This is a genomic window from Pseudomonas stagnisoli (genome assembly GCF_048595745.1).
GTDB lineage: Bacteria > Pseudomonadota > Gammaproteobacteria > Pseudomonadales > Pseudomonadaceae > Aquipseudomonas > Aquipseudomonas alcaligenes_A.
Map to the genome: position 1 here is coordinate 2,052,042 of NZ_CP184361.1, position 24,170 is coordinate 2,076,211.

The 24,170-nt window shown below is 65.6% G+C and carries 28 protein-coding genes; 11 read left to right on the forward strand and 17 right to left on the reverse strand.

From position 1 onward, the window contains the following. Positions 1-29 precede the first annotated feature (29 nt). Positions 30-980, reverse strand: coding sequence for an adenosine deaminase (locus ACOAPY_RS09875; RefSeq protein ID WP_465156526.1), 951 nt, complete (start codon positions 978-980; stop codon positions 30-32). Between the two features lie 135 nt (positions 981-1,115). Between ACOAPY_RS09875 and nfuA the strand changes: the two genes are divergently transcribed. Both nfuA and ACOAPY_RS09885 read left to right on the forward strand, forming a co-directional pair. Beyond that, a complete protein-coding gene (gene nfuA / locus ACOAPY_RS09880; RefSeq protein WP_021699523.1) occupies positions 1,116-1,700 on the forward strand; it encodes a Fe-S biogenesis protein NfuA in 585 nt (194 codons plus the stop codon). A gap of 124 nt (positions 1,701-1,824) precedes the next feature. Further along, positions 1,825-2,235, forward strand: coding sequence for a hypothetical protein (locus tag ACOAPY_RS09885; protein ID WP_076583190.1), 411 nt, complete (start codon positions 1,825-1,827; stop codon positions 2,233-2,235). Between the two features lie 20 nt (positions 2,236-2,255). On the opposite strand, the gene ACOAPY_RS09890 is transcribed toward ACOAPY_RS09885, so the two are convergent. The 4 genes from ACOAPY_RS09890 to ACOAPY_RS09905 all read right to left on the reverse strand — a co-directional run bounded on the left by ACOAPY_RS09890 (position 2,256) and on the right by ACOAPY_RS09905 (position 4,539). Continuing rightward, positions 2,256-2,777 carry a hypothetical protein gene (locus tag ACOAPY_RS09890; protein WP_465156528.1) on the reverse strand — a complete coding sequence of 174 codons (522 nt, stop codon included), beginning with the start codon at positions 2,775-2,777 and terminating at the stop codon, positions 2,256-2,258. A gap of 1 nt (position 2,778) precedes the next feature. Further along, the gene (locus tag ACOAPY_RS09895; protein WP_076583607.1) at positions 2,779-3,345 is read right to left on the reverse strand and encodes a DUF2589 domain-containing protein; all 567 of its coding nucleotides are present in this window, start codon (positions 3,343-3,345) and stop codon (positions 2,779-2,781) included. Positions 3,346-3,408: 63 nt separating this feature from the next. Then, on the reverse strand, positions 3,409-4,074 hold the full coding sequence (locus ACOAPY_RS09900) for a DUF2589 domain-containing protein (protein WP_465156530.1): 666 nt from the start codon (positions 4,072-4,074) through the stop codon (positions 3,409-3,411). 81 nt (positions 4,075-4,155) lie between these two features. Further along, on the reverse strand, positions 4,156-4,539 hold the full coding sequence (locus ACOAPY_RS09905; protein ID WP_076583182.1) for a Mor transcription activator family protein: 384 nt from the start codon (positions 4,537-4,539) through the stop codon (positions 4,156-4,158). Between the two features lie 167 nt (positions 4,540-4,706). Here ACOAPY_RS09905 and ACOAPY_RS09910 point away from each other — a divergent pair, with 167 nt between their 5' ends. After that, complete coding sequence (locus ACOAPY_RS09910; protein WP_465156532.1) at positions 4,707-5,258, forward strand: pesticin C-terminus-like muramidase; 552 nt, start codon at positions 4,707-4,709, stop codon at positions 5,256-5,258. Positions 5,259-5,297: 39 nt separating this feature from the next. Here ACOAPY_RS09910 and ACOAPY_RS09915 read toward each other — a convergent pair whose 3' ends face one another. Beyond that, positions 5,298-5,747: a hypothetical protein gene (locus ACOAPY_RS09915; protein ID WP_465156534.1), complete on the reverse strand. Its 450-nt coding sequence runs from the start codon at positions 5,745-5,747 to the stop codon at positions 5,298-5,300. Between the two features lie 368 nt (positions 5,748-6,115). Between ACOAPY_RS09915 and ACOAPY_RS09920 the strand changes: the two genes are divergently transcribed. Further along, positions 6,116-7,108 carry a response regulator gene (locus ACOAPY_RS09920; RefSeq protein WP_076583173.1) on the forward strand — a complete coding sequence of 331 codons (993 nt, stop codon included), beginning with the start codon at positions 6,116-6,118 and terminating at the stop codon, positions 7,106-7,108. A 3-nt stretch (positions 7,109-7,111) separates the two neighbouring features. After that, positions 7,112-8,068, forward strand: a complete 957-nt coding sequence (locus tag ACOAPY_RS09925) for a sensor domain-containing diguanylate cyclase (RefSeq protein WP_465156536.1) — start codon at positions 7,112-7,114, stop codon at positions 8,066-8,068. Here the strand turns inward: ACOAPY_RS09925 and ACOAPY_RS09930 are convergent. The 5 genes from ACOAPY_RS09930 to ACOAPY_RS09950 all read right to left on the reverse strand — a co-directional run bounded on the left by ACOAPY_RS09930 (position 8,065) and on the right by ACOAPY_RS09950 (position 11,439). Next, entirely contained in the window at positions 8,065-9,231 is a 1,167-nt protein-coding gene (locus ACOAPY_RS09930; RefSeq protein ID WP_465156764.1) for an MFS transporter, read from the reverse strand. The genes ACOAPY_RS09925 and ACOAPY_RS09930 overlap by 4 nt on opposite strands. An 8-nt stretch (positions 9,232-9,239) precedes the next feature. Then, positions 9,240-9,749, reverse strand: a complete 510-nt coding sequence (locus ACOAPY_RS09935) for an HPP family protein (RefSeq protein ID WP_465156538.1) — start codon at positions 9,747-9,749, stop codon at positions 9,240-9,242. A gap of 2 nt (positions 9,750-9,751) precedes the next feature. Continuing rightward, a complete protein-coding gene (locus ACOAPY_RS09940; RefSeq protein WP_465156540.1) occupies positions 9,752-10,003 on the reverse strand; it encodes a DUF1272 domain-containing protein in 252 nt (83 codons plus the stop codon). Positions 10,004-10,020: 17 nt separating this feature from the next. Continuing rightward, positions 10,021-11,004, reverse strand: a complete 984-nt coding sequence (locus tag ACOAPY_RS09945; RefSeq protein WP_465156542.1) for a GlxA family transcriptional regulator — start codon at positions 11,002-11,004, stop codon at positions 10,021-10,023. Between the two features lie 168 nt (positions 11,005-11,172). After that, entirely contained in the window at positions 11,173-11,439 is a 267-nt protein-coding gene (locus ACOAPY_RS09950; protein ID WP_021699508.1) for a hypothetical protein, read from the reverse strand. Positions 11,440-11,669: 230 nt separating this feature from the next. Between ACOAPY_RS09950 and ACOAPY_RS09955 the strand changes: the two genes are divergently transcribed. Together ACOAPY_RS09955 and speE are read left to right on the forward strand one after the other, a co-directional pair. Then, a complete protein-coding gene (locus ACOAPY_RS09955) occupies positions 11,670-11,861 on the forward strand; it encodes a PLDc N-terminal domain-containing protein (RefSeq protein ID WP_061904204.1) in 192 nt (63 codons plus the stop codon). Positions 11,862-11,961: 100 nt separating this feature from the next. Further along, positions 11,962-12,822, forward strand: coding sequence for a polyamine aminopropyltransferase (gene speE / locus ACOAPY_RS09960; protein WP_076426435.1), 861 nt, complete (start codon positions 11,962-11,964; stop codon positions 12,820-12,822). Positions 12,823-12,889: 67 nt separating this feature from the next. Here speE and ACOAPY_RS09965 read toward each other — a convergent pair whose 3' ends face one another. From ACOAPY_RS09965 to ACOAPY_RS09985, 5 genes are all read right to left on the reverse strand, one after another. Continuing rightward, the gene (locus ACOAPY_RS09965; protein WP_143479623.1) at positions 12,890-14,335 is read right to left on the reverse strand and encodes a methyl-accepting chemotaxis protein; all 1,446 of its coding nucleotides are present in this window, start codon (positions 14,333-14,335) and stop codon (positions 12,890-12,892) included. A 268-nt stretch (positions 14,336-14,603) separates the two neighbouring features. Further along, complete coding sequence (locus tag ACOAPY_RS09970; protein ID WP_465156544.1) at positions 14,604-15,398, reverse strand: CHAD domain-containing protein; 795 nt, start codon at positions 15,396-15,398, stop codon at positions 14,604-14,606. Between the two features lie 19 nt (positions 15,399-15,417). Then, complete coding sequence (gene ppk2 / locus ACOAPY_RS09975) at positions 15,418-16,227, reverse strand: polyphosphate kinase 2 (protein ID WP_465156546.1); 810 nt, start codon at positions 16,225-16,227, stop codon at positions 15,418-15,420. Positions 16,228-16,241: 14 nt separating this feature from the next. After that, positions 16,242-17,201 (reverse strand): HlyD family secretion protein, encoded by a 960-nt coding sequence (locus ACOAPY_RS09980; RefSeq protein ID WP_465156548.1) that lies wholly within the window; start codon positions 17,199-17,201, stop codon positions 16,242-16,244. A gap of 3 nt (positions 17,202-17,204) precedes the next feature. After that, entirely contained in the window at positions 17,205-17,600 is a 396-nt protein-coding gene (locus ACOAPY_RS09985; protein ID WP_465156550.1) for a DUF3302 domain-containing protein, read from the reverse strand. A 171-nt stretch (positions 17,601-17,771) separates the two neighbouring features. On the opposite strand from ACOAPY_RS09985, the gene ACOAPY_RS09990 reads away from it, so the two are divergent. Next, positions 17,772-19,814, forward strand: coding sequence for an LTA synthase family protein (locus tag ACOAPY_RS09990; protein WP_465156552.1), 2,043 nt, complete (start codon positions 17,772-17,774; stop codon positions 19,812-19,814). A gap of 3 nt (positions 19,815-19,817) precedes the next feature. Here ACOAPY_RS09990 and ACOAPY_RS09995 read toward each other — a convergent pair whose 3' ends face one another. After that, complete coding sequence (locus ACOAPY_RS09995) at positions 19,818-20,822, reverse strand: AraC family transcriptional regulator (RefSeq protein WP_465156554.1); 1,005 nt, start codon at positions 20,820-20,822, stop codon at positions 19,818-19,820. Between the two features lie 108 nt (positions 20,823-20,930). Between ACOAPY_RS09995 and ACOAPY_RS10000 the strand changes: the two genes are divergently transcribed. Genes ACOAPY_RS10000 through ACOAPY_RS10010 form a run of 3 tightly spaced genes read left to right on the forward strand, consistent with a single transcriptional unit; the run spans position 20,931 to position 24,068 of the window. After that, positions 20,931-22,403, forward strand: a complete 1,473-nt coding sequence (locus ACOAPY_RS10000) for a flavin-containing monooxygenase (RefSeq protein ID WP_465156556.1) — start codon at positions 20,931-20,933, stop codon at positions 22,401-22,403. After that, on the forward strand, positions 22,387-23,310 hold the full coding sequence (locus ACOAPY_RS10005; RefSeq protein WP_465156558.1) for an alpha/beta hydrolase: 924 nt from the start codon (positions 22,387-22,389) through the stop codon (positions 23,308-23,310). Before ACOAPY_RS10000 ends, ACOAPY_RS10005 begins: the two co-directional genes overlap by 17 nt. Beyond that, a complete protein-coding gene (locus tag ACOAPY_RS10010; protein ID WP_465156560.1) occupies positions 23,307-24,068 on the forward strand; it encodes an SDR family oxidoreductase in 762 nt (253 codons plus the stop codon). Before ACOAPY_RS10005 ends, ACOAPY_RS10010 begins: the two co-directional genes overlap by 4 nt. Positions 24,069-24,170: the final 102 nt, after the last annotated feature.

Consider the following 24,170-nt stretch of genomic DNA (forward strand, 5'->3'; position numbering starts at 1 on the left):
TTCTTGACTGGGTGGGCGAAAAAAGCGCGCTACTTTACCAGTCTTGCCTCGAGGCTGTTGCTGGCCAGACGGGCGGCCTGCTCGCGGGTCATGCCCAGGTCGCGCTCCAAGGCGGCGAAGTTCTCGCCGACATAGCCGCCGAAGTAGGCCGGGTCGTCCGAGTTCACCGTCACCTTCACGCCACGTTCGAGCATGGTCAGGATGTTGTGCTGGCGCATGTCATCGAACACGCAGAGCTTGATGTTGGACAATGGGCAGACGGTCAGCGGAATCTGCTCGTCGATGATGCGCTGCATCAGGCGCTCGTCCTCGATGGCGCGTACGCCGTGGTCGATGCGCTCGATCTTGAGCAGGTCCAGCGCCTCCCAGATGTACTCGGGCGGGCCTTCCTCGCCGGCATGGGCGACGGTCAGCAGGCCCTCGCTGCGGGCCTTGGCGAATACCCGCTCGAACAGGTGCGGCGGAAAGCCCATCTCGGAGCTGTCCAGGCCGACGGCGACGAAGGCGTCGCGGAACGGCATGGCCTGCTCCAGAGTCTTGAAGGCTGCTTCCTCGGGCAGGTGGCGGAGGAAGCTGAGAATCAGGCCATGGCTGATGCCAAGCTGCTTCTCGCCATCGACCAGCGCCTGCTGGATGCCACGCAGCACCACCTCGAAGGGAATACCGCGGTCGGTGTGGGTCTGCGGGTCGAAGAACGGTTCGGTGTGGATGACGCCCTGTTCCCGGCACTTGAGCAGGTAGGCCCAGGTCAGGTCGTAGAAGTCCTGCTCGGTGCGCAGGACATTGGCGCCCTGGTAGTAGAGGTCGAGGAATTCCTGCAGGTTGTTGAAGGCATAGGCGCTGCGCAGGGCCTCCACATCGGCCCAGGGCAGGGCGATGCGATTGCGCTCGGCCAGGGCGAACAGCAGTTCCGGCTCCAGCGAGCCCTCCAGGTGCAGGTGCAGCTCGGCCTTGGGCAGGGCGGTGATCCAGTCGGTCATGGTGCGGCAAACTCTGGGTGATCGAGCGCCCATTCTAGCGGACTCGGCGCTGGGAATTATTCCTACTAAAACGCTAGGACTTTATCCGGTGGCGGCTATTGGCGTACACTGGCGCCACGTTTGCGAGGAGTTGCCATGAGCGCCATCACCATTACCGAAGCCGCCCACGATTATCTGGCCGATCTGCTGAAGAAGCAGAACACCACCGGCATCGGCATCCGCGTCTTCATCACCCAGCCCGGCACGCCCTACGCGGAAACCTGCATTGCCTACTGCAAGCCGGGCGAGCAGAAGCCCGAGGACACCGCTCTGGCACTGAAGGATTTCACTGCCTGGATCGATGCCGTCAGCGAGCCGTTCCTGGAAGATGCCGTGGTCGACTACGCCACCGACCGCATGGGTGGCCAGCTGACCATCAAGGCGCCGAACGCCAAGGTGCCGATGGTCAACGAGGACAGCCCGATCACCGAGCGCATCAACTATTACCTGCAGACCGAGATCAATCCTGGCCTGGCCAGCCATGGTGGCCAGGTGACCCTGGTCGACGTGGTCGAGGAAGGCATCGCCGTGCTGCGTTTCGGCGGTGGCTGCCAGGGCTGCGGGCAGGCCGACTACACCCTCAAGGAGGGTATCGAGAAGACCCTGCTGGAACGTATCCCCGAGCTCAAGGGTGTGCGTGACGTGACCGACCACAGCAACCGCGAGAACGCATACTACTAAGCGCTCCCGGATACCAAGAAAGGCGCCTGCGGGCGCCTTTTTCGTTGCCGGGGAAATCACTCCCGCTGCTGCACGGACTTTGCTCGGGCAAGGCTGGTGCTCCGATCATTCAGGGAGCATCACCATGAACAAGACCATTATCGTGCACACCAGCGACCCCGGCTGGCTGGACCAGGCCGTGCGTCTGCACCTGATCTACGGCGGCGTGGAAATCGAGGACGACGCCGAGGTTGGGGTCGGGCGCCACGATCTGGAACAGCTAGTCGAGCTGATTCATCGCCACCATGGCCATGCCGCCACCCGCCTGCGCACTCTGCTGGGCGTGGGCGTCGGCCTGTGCCTGTCGGCGATGGGGCTGTGGATGATTCACGCGGCCGCCGCCGACCCTGGCGAGACCAAGGAACTCTGGGTGTTGCTGGCCGGCGGGGTGTTCATGGCCTTTTTTGGCGGGCTCGGGGTGTTCTATGCCCTCGGCCAGCGTTGGCGCATCACCGCGAGCAGCGGCGACCGCAACATGACCCTGGGCTCCGACTGACGGAACACGCGGCGCCGCGGCTAGTCGTCCGCGGCGCTGTGCGGGATCAGCTCCTCCAGCAGGATCAGCAGTCCCGCGCACATCAGGAACAGGCCCCAGTTGTACGAGGCGGTCTGCAGGTGGCGCAGCAGCCGCATCCATTCCTCGTGCTGCGGCGGTATCCAGATCACCGGCAGCATGAAGCCGAGCAGCGCCACCAGGGCGAAGGACATCAGACGCATGAAGGGGCGTGGTGGCGTCTGCTGGTTGACGCCGTAGACCACCGTGGCCACCACCAGGATGCTGGCCGAAGCGGACAGCACCAGGTCGGCACGGCTGTGCAGCACGTCGAACAGCACCGCCTCGAATTCGCCGCCCGGTGCGGCGCCATGCTGAATCGCCAGCAGGGCCGCGGCCAGCTGCACGGCAGTGCCGCCGATCCAGGGCGCGCGTAGCAGCGGATAGCTGCGCAGCAGCACCGGCGCGGCCATGGCCCGGTGCCAGAACAGCAGCCAGGCTGCCGCCGTCAGACCGTAGAGCAGGCCGGCGAGCAGGGCGAACATCTCAACCGGAAGTCGCCTCGCCTTCGCTTGCGCCGGGCTGCGGGCCGCTGGCAGTCGGCGGGTTGCGGATCGGGCTGATCAGGTTGGTGTACTCCTCGAGCAGGCGGTTGACCGCCTCCGGCGGCTCGCAGGCCTTGAACACCATGCTGATGGCGATTTCGTCTGGGTCGCGCTGCTGGTCCTTGCGCTTGTCCTGGCCGAAGGTGACGAAGAAGCGCTCGCTGGCCAGTTCGCCGTTCTGCAGATTGTCGCGTGCCTTCTCCAGTTCGGTGCCCTGCATCTTCACCGACAGATCGACCTTCATCGCGGCCAGCGCCAGGCCGCGCGGCGCTACCAGGGTGATCAGCGGAATATTGAGGGTGTGTCCTTCGTCCAGGGCTACTTCGACCATCTTGGCCTTCATCGGCGTGCCGAGGTCGTTGGGGTCGTAGTCGAAGAACTGGTCGAACAGCTTGATGTACTGCTGGGCGATCACCTGGTGGGTGGCGGCCGCCGCCTGGTGCAAGCCACGGGTGATGTGGCTGAGGTCGCTGGCAGTCATCGGTTCCTTCTTGGAAAACAGCGCCATCATGGGGCTCCTTGCATGTGGGGAAAGGGTGACCCCGCCTGGCGGCGGGGTCGGCTTTAGCGCTTACGGGGTTGTGGGCGTGGAGCTGCCCTGTGCTGCGGGCTTGGACGGATCGGGCAATACGGCGTCGGTGGGCAGGGCATCCTTGCTGGCAGCCTGCGCATTGGGCAGCATCACCGGCTTGGTTGCGGCGTCGGTGAGGAAGTCGATGACCCGCATCAGGGCTTCCGGCGGATCCTGGCGCGCGATCTTGGTGTGGATCGCATAGCGCGCCCGGGTGTCGGTCTTGCGGGTCTGGGTCGACTTGTGGCTGACCGAGCCTTTGACGGTGAGGCTGAAGGGGCCCCAGCCGAGCTTGGCTTCGAAGCTGCCTTCGGCGGCGGTTTCGCTGGTGTCCTCGGCCATCTGGTTGATGGTCAGCTCGAAGTCGATGGTGCCTTCTTCGACGGTGATGTTCGGGTGACTGATGGCCGCCAGCAGCGGAATGCGCATCTTCTTGGTCACCGTGCCCTGGTACACGCCGTTCTCGTCGACCAACGTCTCGTCATAGTCGAACTGTACGGATACCGCCTTGCCGTCCTGGATACATACGGTCAGCAGGAAGTCGGCGTAGGCCTTACTGGCCTGGACCTGGGCGGCGATCATCGCCTGCAGCGGCCCGGAGATCATCCGGTCGAGAGGCAGGGCATTGATAACGGAGCCGATCAGGCCGGTATCTATCTGTGACATGTGTCAATCTCCTTATAAGTTGCGCGAAAGTGCGCAATTCCAGGCTATGACTGCGGGCGCTCTGGATTCAGCGGGAACTGGTTACCTGTGAGTCGCGTGTTCCTGACGGCGGATGTTGCCGATCTGGCGCAGGCTCAGGCCGTACTTGTCGGCCAGGGCGCTGCGTGAAAGCCCGTCGCAGCTTTCCTGGAAGATCTGCTGGTTGCGGATCTGGCGCAGGAAGTGGTCCACCTTGGGGATCTCGATGGACAGACCGGCATAGCGCTCGATCAGGGCGCAAAGGGCTTCCGGGGGAAGGATCAGGGTGAGGGAGGATCGGGAAGGGAACTTGGGAATGTACTTCGGACGTCCGCCGAAGCAGCTGGTCAGCCGGTAGGCATTTTCCAGACCGACACATTCGATCAGTTCTTGCAGCGAGTGGGGCAGTTGTCTGACATCGACCTGCTTGAGGTCATTCTCGTCCATGGTCTTGCTCCTTGTTGGTCTTGTGGACTCGCAAGGATGCTAGGGACGCTCTGGCCTGCGGGTTAATGGGGAAATATCCCCCCTGATTGGTCAGGAAATTGTTCAAGCTGATGTGTACTCCTGCGTGGGTGTTGGACTGGTTGCCCCTTCATTCAAGGAGAACTGCCATGTCCCGTTACGCAATAGACTTCACTTTCATCGCCCGCCTGGAGGGTGGGCCCGCCACCCGCGGTTATGTGCCGGATGCCGCCAATAGCCGCAGCGGAGTGACCATCGCCACCGGTTTCGACCTGGGCCAGCGCCATCTGCAGGACCTGCAGGCCCTGGGTCTGGACCCTGGTTTGGTACAGCGCCTCAGCCCCTATCTCGGGCTGATCGGGCAGCAGGCGGCGGCCAGGCTGGCGCAGCAGCCCCTGACCGTCAGCGCCGCGGAGGCCGAGGCGATCGACGAGGCCTTCAAGCAACCCTTCATCGAGCGCTTGGCTGCCGCTTACACCAAGGCTGGCGGCGGCGACTTCGGCGCCTTGCCGGCGCCGGCGCAGACGGTGATCGCATCGGTGGCCTTCCAGTACGGTGATCTCGCTTCACGCACGCCGAACTTCTGGAAGCAGGTAGTGGCTCACGACTGGGCCGCGGCCTGCGGCAACCTGCAGAACTTCGGTGATCGCTACGCCACCCGCAGGCGCCAGGAGGCTGCGTTGCTGGGCACGCTGCTTTGAGGCAAAACACGGGGCGCGGCGCAACCGCGCCCCGTGTCATCAGTGGCAGGGGTAGGTGAGCAGCAGGTTGGCACCGATCAGCTGTTCCGGTTGCGGGTTGTCGGGCACGCTGCGCCAGTCCACCTGCAGGCAGATGGCCGTGACGTCCTTCAGGGCCTCGACCCCGGTCACGCGTGGCGCGAAGTCGCGCCGGTACAGCACCAGAGTGGACTTCTGCGGCGTGGCGCTATCGGCCTTGGCCAGGGTGTCGCGGACCATTTCGGGAATCTCGGTCATCGGCAGGATGAAGCGTGCCTGTTCACCGCTGGACTGGAAGTGTCCGGCATCGCGGCTGCGCTTCCACAGTTGCTGCCACTGGCTGCTGCCGGCGGAGCTGGCCAGTGCGCTGGAGAGCTCACCGAGGCGGGTGGCGGGCAGGGTATCGGTCTGCAGGGCATGGACGCTGCCGACCTGCAGGGCGATGGCACAGCAGAGGGTACGAATAAGCATCTGGGACTCCTTGTCTCAGTGGGGGCGCAGCGGTTGCAGGCGAACTCTGATGGGCAGAGCTCCGGGAACCGGCGCGTCAACAGGTCTGTTAAGGGGGCCGCGACCAGCAGTGCCCTGTATGGCTCCTGCAGGCCGACGAACCATGCTGGCAGTTGAACTGGCGGTACTTTCAGAGGGAAAGACTTCAGATCAAGCGTGCACGCTGTCGCAAATGGCAGGGCAGATGGCATAGTGATATGGCAAACGGCCAGTAAACATGATTCCTTATGGCCCCCGTACTGCCGCCCTGGCGTGACTCTGCGCGGCAGGAGTGCTAACAAGAAGACAGTCGCTCCTTTCCACCTGCCCCGTGTTCGAGGCTTCTGCCGATGGCAACCACTTCCCTGCTGGTCTGTGACGACTCCGCGATGGCGCGCAAGCAGCTGTTGCGTGCCCTGCCGCCGGAGTGGCCGGTCGAGGTCAGCCAGGCCACCAACGGCGTTGAGGCGCTGCAGCGCATCCGCCAGGGCGGCATCGAGCTGCTCCTGCTCGACCTGACGATGCCGCAGCTGGACGGCTACGGCGTGCTCGCCGGGCTGCGTGACGAAGGCCTGGCGTGCAAGGTCATCGTGGTTTCTGGCGATGTGCAGGACGAGGCCGTGCGGCGCGTCACCGAGCTGGGGGCGCTGGCCTTTCTGAAAAAGCCGGCCGACGCCACGCTGATGCGCGAGACCCTGCAACGCCTGGGCTTGTACCGTGGCGAGGCGGGCGCGCCGCCGGTGCTGCTGGTCGAGCCCAAGGTCAATTTCCGTGATGCCTTCCGTGAAGTCATCAACGTTGCCATGGGGCGCGCCGCCGCGCTGCTGGCGCGGGTGCTGGGGGTGTTCGTCGAGCTGCCGGTGCCCAACGTCAACATCCTCGAAGTGAGCGAGCTGCACATGGCGCTGGCCGACGCGCAGAGCGACGATCGCCTCACTGCCATCTGCCAGGGCTACATCGGCGGTGGGATCGCCGGCGAGGCGCTGCTGATCTTCCATGACTCGGAAGTGACCGACATGGCCAAGCTGCTGCGCCGCAGTGCCAGCGAGAACTCCGCCATGGAAATGCTGCTGGACATGTCCAGCGTGGTGATCGGCGCCTGCCTGAGCGGTATCGCCGAGCAGATCAACATCAAGTTTTCCCAGGGCCACCCGCAGGTCCTCGGCCAGCACTCGTCGATCGACGAGCTGATCCGGCTCAACCAGCAGCGCTGGCGCAAGACCCTGGCGGTGGAGTTCAGCTACAGCATCGAGGGGCACAGTATCCACTTCGACCTGATGCTGCTGTTCACCGAGGACTCTGTGCCGCTGCTGACCAAGAAGCTCGCCTACATGATGGGTTGACCCATGGCCGAAACCGCCGACCTCAACGAGTTCCACTGGTTGCTGACGATCGTGCAGAGCATCGATGTCGGCGTGGTGGTGCTGGACCGCCAGTTCCGCGTGCAAGTGTGGAATGGCTTCATGGAGAACCGCTCCGGGCGTCCGCCGGAGGATGTGCTGCAGAAGTCCTTCTTCGAGCTGTTCCCCGAGATCGAGGAAGACTGGTTCCGCCACAAGGTGGACAGCGTTGCGACCCTCGGCACCCCGGCCTTCACCATCTGGGAGCAGCGCCCCTACCTGGTACGCTTCAAGAACTACCAGCCCATTACCGGGCAGGAAGACTTCATGTACCAGAACACCACCATCCTGCCGCTGCTGGCCACCAACAGCCGCATCGAGCATGTCTGCCTGATCATCTATGACGTCACCAGCGTGGCGGTCAACAAGCACCAGCTGCAGTCGGCCAACCAGCAGCTCAAGCACCTGTCGCGTACCGACCGTCTCACCGGTCTGAACAACCGGGGCTATTGGGAGGAGGAGCTGCGCCGCGAGTACTCGCGTCACTGCCGATACGGCAGCATGGCTTCGCTGGTGATCTTCGATATCGACCACTTCAAGCGCATCAACGACACCTACGGGCACCCGGCCGGTGACAAGGTGATCCAGCTGGTGGCCGAGGTGGTGCGCGAGGTGATTCGCGAGAGCGACATCGCCGGGCGCTATGGCGGTGAGGAGTTCGTGGTGTTGCTACCGGATGTCGACAAGATCGGCGCCAAGCTGTTCGCCGAGCGCCTGCGCCAGCTAGTGGAGGCACTGGTGGTGGATCACGAGGGGCAGGAGATTCGTTTCACCATCAGCCTCGGCGTGGCCGACCTCGGCCAGCGCACGCAGGATCACCAGCAACTGATCGACTGGGCCGATCGCGCCCTTTACCAGTCCAAGCACGGTGGGCGCAACCAGGTCAGTGTGCACGGCGGCTAGGCCGTCCGGGCCTGCCGTGGGCCGCTGGCGACCAACAGCAGGGCCAGCGCCAGCAGACCCAGCATCGCCAGGTTCACCGGAGTCCAGCCCAGGCCGCTGAGCAGCGCGCCGGAGGCAAACGAGGCGAGCGCCGCCACCGTGCCGTTGCCCAGCTCCATCAGGCCCTGCGCCTGGCCGCGCTCCGCCGCGCTGTGGCCCTGGCCGAGCAGGGTGGTGCCGGCCACCAGCATGAGGTTCCAGCCCATCCCCAGCAGCAGTGACGATGCCAGGAAGTGGGGCTGCAGCTCACCGCTCAGGGCGATGGTGGCGCTCGCCGCCAGCAGGCCGATGCCCAGCAGGGCCACGCGCTGGCAGCCCAGTCGGTCGACCAGCGTGCCGGCCACGAAGGCCGGCAGGAACATGCCGACCATGTGCCAGCGGATCACCTCGGCGCCGGCCGCCAGCGGCAGGCCGCAAAAGCTCATGGCCAGTGGTGTGGCGTTCATCACCAGGATCATCAGGCCGTGGCCGATTGCGGTGATGGCCATGGCCGCACGCACTAACGGCCGCGCCAGCAGCATGCGCATGGCCGCCAACGCGCCGCGCGTGGCCGGCGGCAGGGCGCCCTGACGCAACCCGGCGAGCAAAGGGATGGCCAGCGCGGCGAGCAGCGCGACCAGCAGGTAGGCGCCGACAAAAGGGCGCTCCAGCGCATCGCGCGCCCACAGCGTGAGGCTGGGCGCCAGCAGCGCGGCGCACAGGCCGCCGCCGATCACCCAGGCGCTGGCGCGGCCCTGGTGCGCGGCGTCCACGGCCTCCAGGGCGGCGAAGCGGTAGTACATGGCCGAGGCCTGGTACACCCCGATAGGCAGGGCGCCCAGGCAGAACAGCCAGAAATCCGCCAGCCACACGCCAAGCGCACTGAGCAGGCCGCCGAGGATGCCGGCACTGGCGCCCAGCACCAGCCCGGCGCGGCGCCCGCGGCGCTGCATGAAGGCTGACAGTGGCTGGGTCGCCAGCAGGTAGCCCAGCACCAACAACGCCAGCGGCAGGGTGGCCAGGCCGTTGAGCGGTGCCAGCTGCAGGCCGACCAGCGAGGTCAGGGTGATGCCGATCATCGCGCAGCTCCAGAACAGCGCCTGGGCGAGGAATAGACGCAGCAGGGTGGGGTTGCGCAGGAGCAGCATGGCGATCACCAGTACTTGGGGTAGCGCACGGCGCGCGTGGCGTTGTTGTAGATCAGCGCCACCAGCATCAGCAGCAGGGCTCCGCTGAGAGTGGGGAACAGCAGGAAGTCCCAGCCGGGCTGAGCGAGGAAGATGATCACCGGGTTGGAACCGGCAGGCGGGTGCACGGTGCGCGTCGCCATCATCAGGGCAATCGCGGTGCCGACTGCCAGCGCCAGGGCCCACCATTGCGGACCGCAGCCGTGCAACAGGACCAGGCCGACCAGGGAGCTGAGGACGTGCCCGCCGACCAGGTTGCGCGGCTGCGAGAAGGGCAGGTCGGGAAAGCCGAACACCAGCACGCAGGAGGCGCCGAAGGAGCCCAGCAGCATGCTCAGCGACAGCCAGTCGGCGGTGCTGGCAACGCAGGCGATGGCCAGCGCGCCGCCGAGCCAGGCCAGGGCGATCTGCCGCCCGCTGGCGCGGGGTGGCAGGGCGGCGGCGTCGCCGCGCAGTTTGCGCAGGAGTTCGAACATGATCATTCCTCTGTTCCCGGGCAGCCGGCGGGGTTGTGGGTGCGCGCGGTGGCGGCGGGAAAACGGGCCAGCCTGTCAGCCGGGCGAATCGGTCGCCGCACCAGCTCGCCGCCGCAGTTCGGGCAGCGGTTGTGCAGGCGCTGCTCGGTGCAGTCGCGGCAGAAGGTGCATTCGAAGGAGCAGATGCGGGCGTCCGGTGAGTCTGCAGGCAGGTCACGGTCGCAGCATTCGCAGCCGGGGCGTAGTTCGAGCATGGGGGGCTCCTGGGGCGTCAGGCGAAGCGTTCGGCGTAGTCCTGGGGGCTTACCGACAGGTGCTTGTGAAAGGTACGGCGCAGGTTTTCCGGGTGGCGGAAGCCGGTCAGCCGCGCCACGGTGCCGATCGAGGCACCGCTGTCCTGCAGCAGCCCGCGTGCCGCTTCCAGGCGCAGCTGCTCGACGTAGCGTCCCGGACCCACGCCCAGTTCCTGCACGAACAGCCGCGACAGGCTGCGGCTGGACAGATGGGCGCGCTGCGCCAGGGCCTCCAGTGACAGGTCGGCGGCGAGGTTCTGTGCCATCCACTCGAGCAGGCCGAGCAGGCGCGGCGTGCGGCTGGCATCAGGGGCGAGCAGGGCGCTGAACTGCGCCTGGCCGCCGGGGCGCCGCAGGAACATCACCAGGCGCCGGGCCACTGCCAGGGCCAGCGGATGGCCGAGATCGGCTTCGACCAGGGCCAGCGCCAGGTCGATACCGGCGGTCACCCCGGCCGAGGTGAACACATGGGCGTCACCGTCGCGGCCGCTGGGGTCGTAGGTATGCAGGCGGTCGCCATCGACCTCGATGGCCGCATGCTGGCGCAGTGCCGCCGCGTCAGCCCAGTGGGTGGTCGCGCGACGCCCGTCGAGCAGACCGGCGGCGGCCAGGATCAGTGCCCCGGAGCACACCGAGCCGAGGCGACGGACCTGCGGCTCGGCAGCGCGCAGCCAGACCAGCAGCGGCTGGTTGGCGCACTGCGCCGTCTCGCCCAGGCCGCCGGGCACCAGCAGGGTGTCCAGCTCGGCCGCTGCGCAGTCGCGCCAGGCTTGCTCGGCCACCAGCTGGAAGCCGGCCGAGGTCGCGACTGGCCCCGCCTGTTCACCCAGTACGCGCAGGCGGTAGGCCTCGGCCTGGCCCTGGCGGCGCAGCTCGACGTTGGCCGAGGCGAATACCTGCAGCGGGCCGGTGACGTCGAGGCTCATCACGTCCGGGTAGATCAGGCTGGCAATGGTGCGCATGGGGATTCCCTCCAGAAGCTGGAGGCAGTCTGCGCGGATCGCCTCTTGGCGACAATGACAATCACCCCACAGATATGGACAGACGCTGCCCGGAAAATGCGAAGCCCCCTCGCCTGGCGGCAGAGGGGGCTTCGCGGGGTGGCGGCAGGCCGGGGACTTGCGCGTGTGTTACTCGGGCATGCTCCACGGGTCGAGGGCGTAGCCGTCACGGCTGAGCTGTTCGCGCGACTGGGTCAGGGCGTCGGCCAGCTGCGCCGGATCGGCGTAGGTGCGGCTGTCCAGCTGAGCCTGGCCGAGGCGGCGGTTGGTACGGTCAATCACCGCCAGGGTGATCACGCCGGTGCCGTCCTGGGGTTGCCAGGCCACGCACTGGAATGGCTGGAAGGCGCGGCCGGCGATGAGCAGAGCTTCGTTGACGCGGAGCGAGGTGTTCATGGGTCTGTTCTCCAAGGATGCCCAGTGTGCGATCTGGCCAGCGAAAGCACGTATTGCCGCGGCCTGTGAACAATTGATGGCGGAACCTGACCTTCGAGTCACATGCTGTCGTGAAAACATAGAAATATGTCGCATGTTGCCGTTTTTACGTCCGTTTCGGCGGCGCATGGAACGCTGTGGCGCGATCGGTATCCTAGAGTGACGAGGTCCATTCACACAGGAGTGTCGTCATGGGTACTACCCTCAGCGGTTTGCTTAGCCTGGTCATTCTGGCTCTGGACATCTGGGCGATCATCAACGTGATCAAGAGCGGTGCGGAGACCGGGATCAAGATCCTCTGGGTGCTGCTGATCGTCTTCCTGCCGGTGCTGGGGCTGATCATCTGGGCGCTGGCCGGGCCGCGCGGCAACGTCCGGTTCTGAGTCGCTGCGGCTGGAGCCGCTCGGCAGATGTCCTTACAATGCGCGCCTTTTCATGGGCGGCTGGTCCGTCCGCATCCACCAGCGACGAGGGGGACTACCCATGAGTGACTATCAGGAAACGCTCTACGACGGCTACGGCCAGCGCTTTCGCATGGATCGCCTGCTGCATGAGGTGCGCACCGAGCACCAGCATCTGGTGATCTTCGAGAATGCCCGCATGGGGCGGGTGATGGCGCTGGACGGGGTGATCCAGACCACCGAGGCCGACGAGTTCATCTACCACGAGATGCTCACCCATGTGCCGATCCTCGCCCACGGTGCGGCCAAGCGCGTGCTGATCATCGGCGGCGGCGACGGCGGCATGCTGCGCGAGGTGCGCAAGCACCGCAGCGTGGAGAGCATCACCATGGTCGAGATCGACGGCACCGTGGTGGAGATGTGCAAGGAGTTCCTGCCCAACCACAGTTGCGGCGCCTTTGATGACCCGCGCCTGAACCTGGTGATCGATGACGGCATGAACTTCGTCGCGACCACTACCGAGAAGTTCGACGTCATCATCTCCGATTCCACCGACCCGATCGGTCCCGGCGAGGTGCTGTTCTCCGAGAACTTCTACCAGGCCTGCCGGCGCTGCCTGAATGACGGCGGCATCCTGGTGACCCAGAACGGCACGCCGTTCATGCAGCTGGCCGAAGTACAGACCACTGCCGGGCGCATGGACGGGCTGTTCGCCGACTGGCACTTCTACATGGCGGCCGTGCCGACCTACATCGGTGGCAGCATGACCTTCGCCTGGGGCAGCACGGACGCCGAGTACCGCAAGCTGGCGCTGGAAACCTTGCGTCAGCGTTATGCCGGCAGCGGCATCGTGACCCGCTACTACAACCCGGAGATCCATCTGGGGGCTTTTGCGCTGCCGCAGTACGTGTTGCAGGCGGTCAACAAGCCCAGCAACGACTGAGCCCGCGGTAAACCAAGAAAAAGCCGGCGTAAGCCGGCTTTTTCGTGGTCGGCGCAAAGGAGCGGGTTCAGCGCTGCTCGACAACCCGTTGGTGCAAGTGGTGCGACAGCTGATCAAGGCGCTCGCCCAGCTGCACCAGGGATTCCTGGGCCTGCAGCAATTCGGCGCTGGCAGCGCGCTGGCGCAGGCTGGCTTCGCGCTGGGCGGCGCTGTTGTCGCGTACCTGCACCAGTTGGTGGTGAGCCTGGTGCAATGCCTGGCTGTGCTGGAGGATGGCGCCGGAGAGGCTTTCCGTCAGGGCAGCGTTTTCACTCAGAGCATCGCCGACATCGCTTACCTGCTCGGCGCCGGTATTGACGATCTGCTCCGACTGGCCGAGCACGCTCTGCACTGTGTCGGCGGTCTGGTTGCTGCGTTGCGACAGGCTGCGAACCTCGTCGGCGACCACGGCAAAACCCCGCCCGTGCTCGCCGGCGCGGGCGGCCTCGATAGCCGCGTTCAGCGCCAGCAGGTTGGTTTGTTGGGCGATGGCGCTGATCATCTGCATGGATTCAGCAATGCGCTGGTTGCTCTGCTGGATGGCCAGCATGCTGTGCTGCGCCTCCTGCATGCGCTGTGCGCAGGTGGTGACCTGGTTGCTGCTGTGCTGGGTATCCTGGCTCAGCTGCTGCATCTGTGCAGTGCTGGCGGCCAGTTCGTCGAGTACCTGGTGCACGGCCAGGTCGAGTTGCTGCATGGCGTCGGCCTGCTGCTGCACATCGCCGTCGATGCTCTGGCAGCGCTGGCGCATGTTGTCCAGTGTGAGGTAGAGCTGTTGCGATAGCTGACGCAGATCGCCGGCGCTGTGGCGTACCTCATCGAGCAGCACCGCCAGTTGCTGGCTGCTGGCGGTGGCCGCCTTACCCACGCGTTCGGCTTCGTCCAGATGTTGCTGAGCGTCGCTCAGTGCTTGCTGGCGTACATGAGCGCTGTACCACTGGGCCAGCCACATGGTCAGCACCGGCAGCAGGTAGCCGGAGTATTCGTTGAGCATGGCATCGCGTGGGCTCAACTCGAACTGCGGCAAGCTGGCGCCAGCTCGATCCAGGCGGATCAGCCAGAACACGAAAACCAGCTGGACCAGAGCCCAGAACGCCGCGCTGCGACCGCCCAGTAGCAGGTAGCCGAAACCGATCACTACCAGCGGCCAGAAGATGTGGGCCGAATGCACCCCGCCCAGCTGATAGATCAGGATCATGGCGTAGCTGCTGATCAGTGCCATGGCCAGGTTGGCCACGCCACGTGCCGGCAGCCAGGCCTGGCGCACGGTCATCAGTACCAGTGGCATACCGATAATCAGCAGGAACGAGCCCTGCATCAGCGCATCGTTGCCCAGTCGGCCCCATTTGATACCGCTGTACAGACCGATGACGGTGCCGCACACGCAGAAAAAGGACAGCATGCGGCTTAGCGACTCATCGTTGTGACTCTGCGGGGCTTGCGGCAGAGGGTTGGCTAACTGCCCTTGTTGCATGGGAGTGGGCTCCGTTCTTATTGGGTTGCCGAGGATATCGGCGACAGTACGCTGCGTCTTGAGCCAATGCGTGATGGCATTTGGCCTGATGCGCAGCTTACCCAGCCAAAAGAGTGGCGGCGACGATTTGGCGACCAGACGTGTGATCCGGCCGATTCATCGCCCCAAAAGGCTGGAAAGCCTTCTTCTCGCGATCGAATCGGCCTATGCGGAGCCGGCGAGAGTCCTCGGTAGGGGCGGCCAGGCAACGAATTCCCGGGATTGTGACTTAGGCGGCGTGCGGATGTTTTTCCCGCTTGACTCGTTTACGTAGATGCCTGGCGAGGCGTTGCAGCTGCTTTTCCGCCTCCACTAGGGCGTCGTCCCTCCGCGTTTGCCACACCATACGCAGTGGCTCCAGGTCATTCTCCTGGTCGATGCGCAGGCACCACTGAAAGTGGTCGTGCCAGTCGCCCAGCGCCGACTGGGTTTCCTTGAGCAGTCGGAGGCTGCGACGGGGCAGGCCGATCAGCTGCGGATAGGCTTCGCCGGCGTAGCGCACGCGCTTGACCAGCAGGCGCAGGCGATGGCGGTCATAGCCGGGCGTGGCGAGTGCTTGCAGCAGCCGTGTTAGCTGCTTGTGCAGGCGGCGTTCGATCAGGCTGTCGAGGCGGCGCAACTCGCCCGCATGCTGCGCGTCGCGCAGCTCGCCGGGCCAGATGTCGAGGAAGGCCAGCAGGCGCTCCAGTTCACGGCTGTCGAGCACCGCCGCATAGCGCTCTGCCAGCAGGGCGCGGCGCCTGCTGGCAAGCTCGCTGTGGCCGTTGCGCTCGAGTTCCGCCGCCAGCACCTCCAGGTCGCGCACGGGCGCGGTCAGGGCGCCAAGCGCGGCGGCTGCGGTATACAGCGGTGACAGGTCGGCGACCCGCCGCAACGGCGCCAGCAGGCTGCGCAGGCGTTGCAGGGCGATGCGCAGATCGTGCAGGGCCTCGCCGTCGGTGCCTGCCTCCAGGCGCAGTCGTGCGTGCAGCAGGTTGATCTGCAGCTCGAACAGCGAGGCAACAAGCAAGTCGACCCGTTTCATCACGCCTCCTGCGCTCGGTTCAGAAACGCTCTTCCACCCTGCGGAAGGGGTAGTGCGGGCTCTTGTAGCGGCCGATCTTGCCGCGCTTGGGCAGCTCGATCTTCTGTTCCTGGGTGATGTCCTCGTAGGGGACCTGTTCCAGCAGGTGACTGATGATGTTCAGGCGCACCCGTCGCTTGTCCTCGGAATGGGCCATGTACCACGGCGCCCAGGAGGAGTCGGAGGCGGCGAACATCTCGTCGCGGGCGCGGGTGTAGTCGTCCCAGCGGCCGAAGGACTTGAGGTCCATCGGCGATAGCTTCCAGATCTTGCGCCCGTCGTGGATTCGCGCTTCCAGGCGCCGCTGCTGTTCTTCGGCGCTGACTTCCAGCCAGTACTTGATCAGGATGATGCCGGACTCGACGATCATCTTCTCGAACAGGGGGACCAGCGAAAGAAACTTCTTGGCCTGATCCTCGCTGCAGAAGCCCATGACGCGCTCCACCCCCGCGCGGTTGTACCAGCTGCGGTCGAAGATCACCACTTCGCCTGCCGCCGGCATGTGCTGCAGGTAGCGCTGGGCATACATCTGGCTCTTTTCCCGCTCGGTCGGCGCCGGCAGCGCCACCACGCGGAACACGCGCGGGCTGACCCGTTCGGTAAGTGCCTTGATGGTGCCGCCCTTGCCGGCGCCATCGCGGCCCTCGAACACCACGCAGACCTTCAGGCCCTTGGCCACCACCCACTGCTGCAGCTTTACCAGCTCGACATGCAGGCGTTTGAGTTCCTGCTCGTAGTCCTTGCGGGCCATGCGCTGCGCGCTTTGTTCCTTGGCTTTGCTCTTGGCCATGTCGAGTGCCTCGATCAGTGGAAGGGGAAGATGTAGTTCATCCAGGACGCCATGCGCAGGAGGATCTTGCGCATGATGGCGACGTGGTGCAGGTGCTCCGAGTACAGCGCGGCCTGGCCATAGGCGCCGCCTGGCATCAGATCCCGGTATTGCTCGAATTCGGGGTCGATGACTTCCAGCACCACCGGCACCCGTCCGGGGGGCGGCGAGCCGGTGAAGCCGATGAGGTTGCCGCCAGGCTGCACCTGGCCCTCGGCAATCACCGGCAGGACCATCTTTACCTTGGCCTCGAAGACTTCGCCGGGGATGCCGTCGAAGGCTATCTCGGCCTCGTCGCCAATGCTCAGGCGCAGCTGGCTGTTCTGCCGCATCCAGGCCACATAGGCGTAGTCTTCCTGCGGGATGAAGATCATGGCGGGCCGCAGGGGCATCTTCACTGCACGAATGCCCGGGCGCAGCGATACCTGGGTCACGTAGCCGCGCGAGGGCGCGCGCACCACTGTGCTGTCCAGATCATATTGGGCGCCGATGAGCTGGGCCTGCAGGTCCTCCACGCGTGCGGTGGTGATGTCCACGTCGCGGCGATTGCCGACATTGCGGCGAGCCAGCTCGATGGCGCGTGCCTGATCGGCTCTGGCCGAGACCAGCTGGGCCTTGATTGACTTGACCCTGCTTTCGAATGGCGTTGGGTCCATGCGGAACAGGATGTCGCCCTTTTCCAGCATCTGATGCCCCTTGACCGGCACCTCGGTGACCATGCCGCTGACTGCCGGCACTATCGGCGTGCTGACGAAGTAGCTGCGCGACACCTCGGAGTAGGGGTGGTTGTAGTTCATCAGGAAGATCAGCGCGCCGATCAGCACCACACCGCCAAGTGCGGCGGTAGGCACCGTCCACTTGTTCAGTGGAATCCGGAAGATCTTGAAGACGGCGACGCAGATGGCGGTGTAGGTGAGGATGAGCAACAGATCCATGGCTCAACCCTCCTGCCGCGGCAATTCGGGGGCGACAGGCGCCTGAGCGGGTGGCGTCGTTAGCGGGGCTGGCGGTTCCAGGCTGGCCAGGCGCGCCTGCAGCTCTCCGACCTGCTGTTCCAGAGCCTGCAGGCGAGCGTCGTCTGCGGCGGTTGCGGGTGGCGCACTGGAGAAGCCCCAGCCGCGATCCTCACGGTACAGGGTCGCCCAGATCCACAGGAACGGCCAGATGGCGTGCAGGGTGAACAGGCTGATCCAGCCGGCCACGTGAATGGCATCCTGCTGCGGATGCTTGCGGTGCACCGCGATCTCGTAGGGGATGTCATGGATTGCGATCACCCCGTAGAACAGCACGACTGCAGCGAATATCAGTATTCCTAGCGCGACATAGTCCAGCATCCCAGCCCCCTTACCAGTCAGTGGTCACCGGCAGAATAACAGTCGCCCGGTGGCGCCGCGAGATGGCAACTGAACCTGTTTGCGCCGGGCGGGTCTGTTTGCCGCTTCGACGGAATTTTCACCTGTTGCAGCAGAGAATCCTTCGCCCCTACAAACTGGACTCCATTCGTCATGCCTTCAATGGACGCCCTGCGCCCCAACCTGCGTAGCCACCTTGCCTTTACTGCCGCCAGTGCGTTGCTGCTGATGCTGATGTTCGCGGCCCTGCGCCTGGCGCTGCTGCACCACAACGCCGAGTTGATCGGCGAGACCTCGGCCGGCGACCTGTTCGAAGCCTTTTTCAATGGCGCGCGCTTCGACCTGCGTGTGGTGGTGTACGCCGTGGCGCCGCTGCTGCTGTCGATCCTCAGCCTGCGCGCGATGGCCGCGCGGCGCGTTCATGTGCTGTGGTTGAGCGGCGTCGCCAGCCTCAGCCTGCTGCTCGGCATCACCGAGATGGACTTCTACCGCGAGTTTCACCAGCGCCTCAACAGCCTGGTATTCCAGTACCTGGAGGAAGACCTGGGCACGGTCTCCAGCATGCTCTGGAACGGCTTCCCGGTGGCGCGCTACTTGCTGGCCTGGGCCCTGGGCACCGTGGCGATGATCATGCTGCTGCACTGGATCGAGCACATCACCCGGCCGCGCCAGGTGCGTCCGGCGCTGGCCTGGTACCTGCGTTTCGGCGTGTTCTTTGTGTGCCTGCTGCTGGCGGTGATCGCCGCTCGCGGCACCCTCAAGCAGGGGCCGCCGCTGCGCTGGGGCGACGCTTACACCACCGATTCGATCTTCGCCAACCACCTGGGCCTGAATGGCATCCTGACGCTGGTTGATGCCGCCGAAAACAGCTTTTCCGATCATCGCGACAATGCCTGGAAAGCGACCCTGCCGCAGGCCGAGGCCCTGGCCACGGTGCGTCAGATGCTGCTCGGCGAGCACGATGTGCTGGTCGACGCGGACAGCGCAGCGATCCGCCGTGACACCACGCCGCCTGCCGAGGGCACGCTGCCGGTCAAGCACGTGGTGGTGATCCTGATGGAGAGCTTCGCCGGCCGCTGGGTCGGGGCACTGGGCAGCGATGCTGGCATCACCCCCAACTTCGACCGGCTGAGCCAGGAGGGGCTGCTGTTCACCCGTTTCTTCTCCAATGGCACCCACACCCACCAAGGCATGTTTGCCACCATGGCCTGCTTCCCCAACCTGCCGAGTTTCGAGTACCTGATGCGCATGCCCGAGGGCAGCCACCAGTTCTCCGGCCTGCCACAGCAACTCAGTGCCCGCGGCTACGACGATTTGTACGTGTACAACGGCAATTTCCAGTGGGACAACCAGTCCGGGTTCTTCAGCAACCAGGGGATGCGCAACTTCATCGGGCGCGAGGACTTCGTCGACCCGGTGTTCATCGATCCGACCTGGGGGGTGTCCGACCAGGATATGTTCGACCGCGCCGCCGTGGAGTTGGCCAAGAAGGACCCGAGCAAGCCGTTCTACGCGCTGCTGCAGAGCCTTTCCAACCACACTCCCTATGCGCTGCCGGAGCAGCTGCCGGTGGCGCCGGTAACCGACCGTGGTTCCAACAACCAGCACCTGACCGCCATGCGCTACTCGGACTGGGCGCTGGGGCAGTTCTTCGAGAAAGCGAAACAGTCGCCGTACTACAAGGACACCCTGTTCGTGATCGTCGGCGACCACGGCTTCGGCAGTCCGGAGCAGCTCACCGAGATGGATCTGTTCCGTTTCAACGTGCCGCTGCTGTTGATCGGCCCGGGCGTGCGCGAGAAGTTCGGCGAGCACCGGGATACGGTGGGCACGCAGATCGACGTGGTGCCCACCATCATGGGCCGCCTGGGTGGTACCAGCCGTCAGCAGTGCTGGGGCCGCGACCTGCTGACGCTGCCCGAGGGCGATGCCGGTATCGGTGTGATCAAACCGTCGGGTAGCGACCAGACTGTGGCCATCGTCAGTGGCGAGCGGGTGCTGGTGCAGCCCAAGGGCCTGCCGGCCAAGCTCTATCGCTATCAGCTGCAGGAGCGCCGTGTCGAGGTGCTGCAGGGCGATGCCGAACAGGCAGGGCTGCAGAAGCGCCTGGAGGCGTTCCTGCAGGTTGCGACCCAGAGCCTGCTGCACAACACCACCGGCGCAGTCGGCGGCAGCGCTGTGGGCACTCGCCAGTAGGGCTCAGGCGCCGCGCTGGAAACGCCGCGGCGCCACGCCTTTCCAGCGCTTGAAGGCGTGGATGAAGTTGGACACCTCGCCATAGCCGAGGCGCTCGGCAATCTCTTCCAGAGTCAAACCGCCGGTGGCCAGCAGTTCTTCGGCCAGGGCCTGGCGAATCTCGTCCAGCAACTGGCGGAAGTGGCTGCCTTCCTCGTCCAGGCGCCGGCGCAAGGTGCGTGAACTCATGCCCAGGCTGCTGGCCACCTGTTCCATGTCGGGTAGGCGGCCGGGACACGCCAGCAGTTGGGCGCGGATGCGTCCGGCCAGGCCGTCATGCTGGCTGCGCTTGGCCAGCAGGCGCTGGCACTGTTCCTCGCACAGCTGCGCCGCCTGCGGGTGGGCACCGGCCAACGGCAGGTCAAGCAACTGGCGGGGGAAGACGAAGCGCGTGCGTGCCTGGCCGAATAGCGGCCGTAGACCGATCTCCTCGACGAAGGGGCGCGGGTCGTGCGGCTCCGGCAGATTCAACTCCACCCGCAGGATCGGCAGGTCCTGATGAAACAGCTCGCGCAGCACCTGCAGCATGCCGGCGAGATCACGCTCCAGGAGGAAGCCGCGCAGGTCTTCGGGGAGGTTCTGCGTCGTGAGCAGCAGATGCACTTCCTCGCCTGTCTCCTCCAATTGCATGTCGTGGAAGGCGTACGTCAGGTCCAGGTAGCGCAGCCCGAGGTTGGCCGCCTCGCGGAAGGTCGGACTGGCGAGCAGGGCGAAGCCCCAGATACCGTAGCTGTTGAGCCTGTAGCGGCTGCCCAGCGGCAGCCCCAGCCCGGGACGGTAGCCACAGGCCTCGACCAAGTTGCGTACCAGGCGCAGCTCCTGTTCGGCCTCCACTTCGGCACCGGGATCGGCCAGCAGGCGCCAGTCCAGTCCGGTGCCCTGGAGGCAGGTGTCCAGGCTCACCCCCAGGTCCAGGCCATACTGGGTCAGGAGCTGCACGCTGACGGCGCTGCGGCGGGGACGCTTCATGCTCTGTCCGAAAGTCACAATTTATTGGCCGACTATGCCATAAACCTTGGCCGGGGGCGTGGGTAGCATCTCGGTCATCCGCAATACTGGTGGCTCACGGAGATAACAATGAATAACACCACTCCCGAGCAGGCGCCCTTGCGCGTGCTGATCATAGGTGCCGGTTTCGCCGGTCTGGGCCTGGCCATGCGCCTGCGCCAACAGGGCGAGGAGGATTTCCTGATCCTTGAGAAGGGCGCCGAACCTGGCGGTACCTGGCGCGACAACCATTACCCCGGCGCAGCCTGCGACGTGCCTTCGCACCTGTACTCGTTTTCCTTCGAGCCGAAGACCGACTGGAGCCGGCGCTACGCGCCGCAGGCAGAGATCTTCGCCTACGTGCGCCAATGCATCGAAAAATACGCCCTGGCCTCGCGCATTCGCTGCAACAGCGAAGTGGCCGAGGCGCATTTCGACGAGGCTGCCGCCCTGTGGCGGGTGACCACCAGCGATGGCGCCATGTTCAGTGCGCGGGCGCTGGTCAGTGCCTGTGGTCAGCTCAATCGTCCGCTTTACGCCCGTTTGCCGGGCCTGGAGCGCTTTGCCGGAGAGAGTTTTCACTCGGCGCGCTGGCGCCACGACGTCGACCTTGCCGGCAAGCGCGTGGCGGTGATCGGCACGGGGGCCAGCGCCATCCAGTTCGTACCGCAGATCGCGCCGAAAGTCGCGCGCCTGCACCTGTTCCAGCGCACGCCGGCCTATGTGTTACCCAAGCCGGACCGTGCCTACAGCCGCTTCGAGCTGGCGCTGATGCAGCGCTGGCCGTGGACGCAGAAGCTCGACCGCGCCTGGCAGTACCTGTTCCACGAGGTGCGCGGGGTGGCTTTCTTCCTCCTGCCCTGGTTGATGAAACCCTATCGCCAGCTGTTCCTGCGCCATATCGCCCGCGAGGTCGCCGACCCGCTGCTGCGCGCCAAGCTGACCCCGAATTACCCGCTGGGTTGCAAGCGTATCCTGATCAGCAACGACTATTACCCGGCGCTGGTACAGCCGCAGGTGGAGGTGGTCGGCGAGGCGATTCGCGAGGTCACCGAGTGCGGCATCGTTACCGCCGACGGCGTGGAGCGCGAAGTCGACGTACTGATCCACGGTACCGGCTTCGCCGCCAGTGACTTCCTGGCGCCGATGCGCATCCACGGCCGCGGCGGCCTAGACCTCAACCAGGCCTGGCGCGACGGCGCGGAGGCCTACAAAGGCATCAGCGTCAGCGGTTTCCCCAACCTGTTCATCCTCTATGGGCCGAACACCAACCTGGGGCACAACTCGATCATCTATATGCTCGAGAGCCAGTTCCCCTATGTGCTGGATTGCCTGGCGAAGCTGGAGGAGGGCGTGCGCTATCTCGATGTGCGCCGTCATGTGCAGGACGCCTGGAACCGCCAGGTGCAGCACGACATCGAGCATTCGGTGTGGGAGCAGGGTTGCACCAGCTGGTACAAGAATGCGGCCGGCAAGCACACCAACAACTGGTCGGGATTCACCTTCAGCTATCGCAACCATACCCGCCGGCCGCAGTGGAGTGACTATGAACTGGTGCGTTGAGTTGCCCGCGCCGAGCGGTGCGCAGCGCCTGCTCACGGCCGTGCTGCGCGTCAGTACGCGCCTGGTCTTCGCCGCTGGGATGCACCCGCGCCTGTCGCCCGTGACTCAGCGTCGGGTACTGCGCCTGGCTACCCTGATCGCGCCGCGCGCACGGGGGGTGAGCATTGAGGCGGGGCGGCTGGCTGGAGTGCCCTGCGAGTGGTTGCGGGCAGGGCGGGACAATGGCTGGGTGCTGCTGTACCTGCACGGCGGTGCTTTCATGGTCGGCAGCCCGCAGACCCACCGGGCAATCACCAGCCACCTGGCCGCGCAGAGTGGCGCGCGGGTCTGCGCGCTGGACCATCGCCTGGCGCCTGAGCATCCCTGGCCCGCGGCGGCCGACGATGCCCTGGCCGCCTACCGGGCACTGCTGGAGCAGGGCCAGCCGGCGGGGCGGATTGTGCTGGTCGGCGACTCGGCCGGTGGTCAGCTGACCCTGGCCACGGCGCTGCGCCTGCGTGACGAGGGGCTGCCGCTGCCGGCGGCGCTGGTGTGCTTCTCGCCTGTCACCGATCTTACGGGCGATACCTGGCATGAGCCGCCGGCTGGCGACCCGCTGCTTAACCGGGCCTGGCTGGGGCAAGGTGTGGACGCCTACTGCCCGGTGGGCACGGATCGCCGCTCGGCCTTGCTTTCGCCATTGCGGGCCGACCTGGCTGGACTGCCGCCGTTGCTGGTGCAGGTCGGTGAGGACGAGCACCTGCTCAGCCAAAGCCTGTGCCTGCGCGACAGCACCGGGCTGGACCTGCGCCTGGAGGTCTACCCCGGCCAGTGGCATGTGTTCCAGATCAACTGCGGCCTGCTGGAGGTCGCCGCGCTGGCGCTGCGACGCGTCGCCGAATTTCTCGGGGAAAGGGGCTGCCGATGAACACCATCCTGATCACCGGTGCCGCCTCCGGCATCGGCGCCGCCACCGCGCGGCTGTTCCACGCCCGTGGCTGGAGCGTCGGCCTGCTGGATATCGATCAGCCTGCGCTGGCTGCGCTGGCCGCTGAGCTCGGCGGGGCTTGGCATGCTGCGCTTGATGTCGCGGATGCTGATGCAGTGCATGCTGCCCTGGAGCAGTTCTGTCGCCGAGAGGGTGGGCGCTTGCGCGTTCTGTTCAACTCGGCGGGGGTGCTGCGCTTCGGGCACTTCGAGGAGATCACCCCGGAGGAGCACGCGCGCGTCCTGCAGATCAACGTACTGGGCCTGCTGCACATGACCCATGCCGCCTTTCCCTATCTCAAGGGCACGCCAGGTGCCCAGGTGATCAACATGGGCTCGGCTTCCGGGTTGTACGGGACGCCACACATGGTCAGCTACTCGGCCTCGAAGTTTGCCGTGCGGGGCCTGACCGAGGCGCTGGAGCTGGAGTGGCGCCGCCATGGCATCCACGTTGGCGACCTCATGCCGCCGTTCGTCGCCACGCCCATGGTCGACAGTCAGCGCTTCACACCGCCGGCACTGCGGCGCCTGGGCGTCAACCTGCGCGCCGAGGACATCGCGCTCGCGGCTTGGCGCCAGGTCGAGCGACCGCGGGTGCATCGGCCGATCCACTGGCTGTTTCGTCTGATGTATGCGTCCGGCCAGGTCTCGCCGCCGTCTGTCAGCCGCCTTCTGATGGGCTGGCTCAGCCGCGACTGAGCCGCCTGTCGTCCGGCCTGGTTGCTGCCTGCAGGGTAGGCACGCAGACGCTACCCTGACAGAATGGTGTCACCGACCAGTCTGCTTCTGGTCGGCCGTCTG

Excerpts from the sequence above, each read along its gene's own strand:
- ACOAPY_RS09985 (WP_465156550.1), bottom strand. The coding sequence starts at position 17,600 with ATGCTGGACTATGTCGCGCTAGGAATACTGATATTCGCTGCAGTCGTG.
- ACOAPY_RS09980 (WP_465156548.1), bottom strand. The coding sequence starts at position 17,201 with ATGGATCTGTTGCTCATCCTCACCTACACCGCCATCTGCGTCGCCGTC.
- ACOAPY_RS09935 (WP_465156538.1), bottom strand. The coding sequence starts at position 9,749 with ATGTTCGAACTCCTGCGCAAACTGCGCGGCGACGCCGCCGCCCTGCCA.
- ACOAPY_RS10010 (WP_465156560.1), top strand. The coding sequence starts at position 23,307 with ATGAACACCATCCTGATCACCGGTGCCGCCTCCGGCATCGGCGCCGCC.
- ACOAPY_RS09905 (WP_076583182.1), bottom strand. The coding sequence starts at position 4,539 with ATGGACGAGAATGACCTCAAGCAGGTCGATGTCAGACAACTGCCCCAC.
- ACOAPY_RS09900 (WP_465156530.1), bottom strand. The coding sequence starts at position 4,074 with ATGTCACAGATAGATACCGGCCTGATCGGCTCCGTTATCAATGCCCTG.
- ACOAPY_RS09970 (WP_465156544.1), bottom strand. The coding sequence starts at position 15,398 with ATGAAACGGGTCGACTTGCTTGTTGCCTCGCTGTTCGAGCTGCAGATC.
- speE (WP_076426435.1), top strand. The coding sequence starts at position 11,962 with ATGAGTGACTATCAGGAAACGCTCTACGACGGCTACGGCCAGCGCTTT.
- ACOAPY_RS10005 (WP_465156558.1), top strand. The coding sequence starts at position 22,387 with ATGAACTGGTGCGTTGAGTTGCCCGCGCCGAGCGGTGCGCAGCGCCTG.
- nfuA (WP_021699523.1), top strand. The coding sequence starts at position 1,116 with ATGAGCGCCATCACCATTACCGAAGCCGCCCACGATTATCTGGCCGAT.
- ACOAPY_RS09920 (WP_076583173.1), top strand. The coding sequence starts at position 6,116 with ATGGCAACCACTTCCCTGCTGGTCTGTGACGACTCCGCGATGGCGCGC.
- ACOAPY_RS09955 (WP_061904204.1), top strand. The coding sequence starts at position 11,670 with ATGGGTACTACCCTCAGCGGTTTGCTTAGCCTGGTCATTCTGGCTCTG.
- ACOAPY_RS09945 (WP_465156542.1), bottom strand. The coding sequence starts at position 11,004 with ATGCGCACCATTGCCAGCCTGATCTACCCGGACGTGATGAGCCTCGAC.
- ACOAPY_RS09910 (WP_465156532.1), top strand. The coding sequence starts at position 4,707 with ATGTCCCGTTACGCAATAGACTTCACTTTCATCGCCCGCCTGGAGGGT.
- ACOAPY_RS09885 (WP_076583190.1), top strand. The coding sequence starts at position 1,825 with ATGAACAAGACCATTATCGTGCACACCAGCGACCCCGGCTGGCTGGAC.
- ACOAPY_RS09940 (WP_465156540.1), bottom strand. The coding sequence starts at position 10,003 with ATGCTCGAACTACGCCCCGGCTGCGAATGCTGCGACCGTGACCTGCCT.
- ACOAPY_RS09890 (WP_465156528.1), bottom strand. The coding sequence starts at position 2,777 with ATGTTCGCCCTGCTCGCCGGCCTGCTCTACGGTCTGACGGCGGCAGCC.
- ppk2 (WP_465156546.1), bottom strand. The coding sequence starts at position 16,227 with ATGGCCAAGAGCAAAGCCAAGGAACAAAGCGCGCAGCGCATGGCCCGC.
- ACOAPY_RS09950 (WP_021699508.1), bottom strand. The coding sequence starts at position 11,439 with ATGAACACCTCGCTCCGCGTCAACGAAGCTCTGCTCATCGCCGGCCGC.
- ACOAPY_RS09925 (WP_465156536.1), top strand. The coding sequence starts at position 7,112 with ATGGCCGAAACCGCCGACCTCAACGAGTTCCACTGGTTGCTGACGATC.
- ACOAPY_RS09995 (WP_465156554.1), bottom strand. The coding sequence starts at position 20,822 with ATGAAGCGTCCCCGCCGCAGCGCCGTCAGCGTGCAGCTCCTGACCCAG.
- ACOAPY_RS09965 (WP_143479623.1), bottom strand. The coding sequence starts at position 14,335 with ATGCAACAAGGGCAGTTAGCCAACCCTCTGCCGCAAGCCCCGCAGAGT.
- ACOAPY_RS09990 (WP_465156552.1), top strand. The coding sequence starts at position 17,772 with ATGCCTTCAATGGACGCCCTGCGCCCCAACCTGCGTAGCCACCTTGCC.
- ACOAPY_RS10000 (WP_465156556.1), top strand. The coding sequence starts at position 20,931 with ATGAATAACACCACTCCCGAGCAGGCGCCCTTGCGCGTGCTGATCATA.
- ACOAPY_RS09875 (WP_465156526.1), bottom strand. The coding sequence starts at position 980 with ATGACCGACTGGATCACCGCCCTGCCCAAGGCCGAGCTGCACCTGCAC.
- ACOAPY_RS09895 (WP_076583607.1), bottom strand. The coding sequence starts at position 3,345 with ATGGCGCTGTTTTCCAAGAAGGAACCGATGACTGCCAGCGACCTCAGC.
- ACOAPY_RS09915 (WP_465156534.1), bottom strand. The coding sequence starts at position 5,747 with ATGCTTATTCGTACCCTCTGCTGTGCCATCGCCCTGCAGGTCGGCAGC.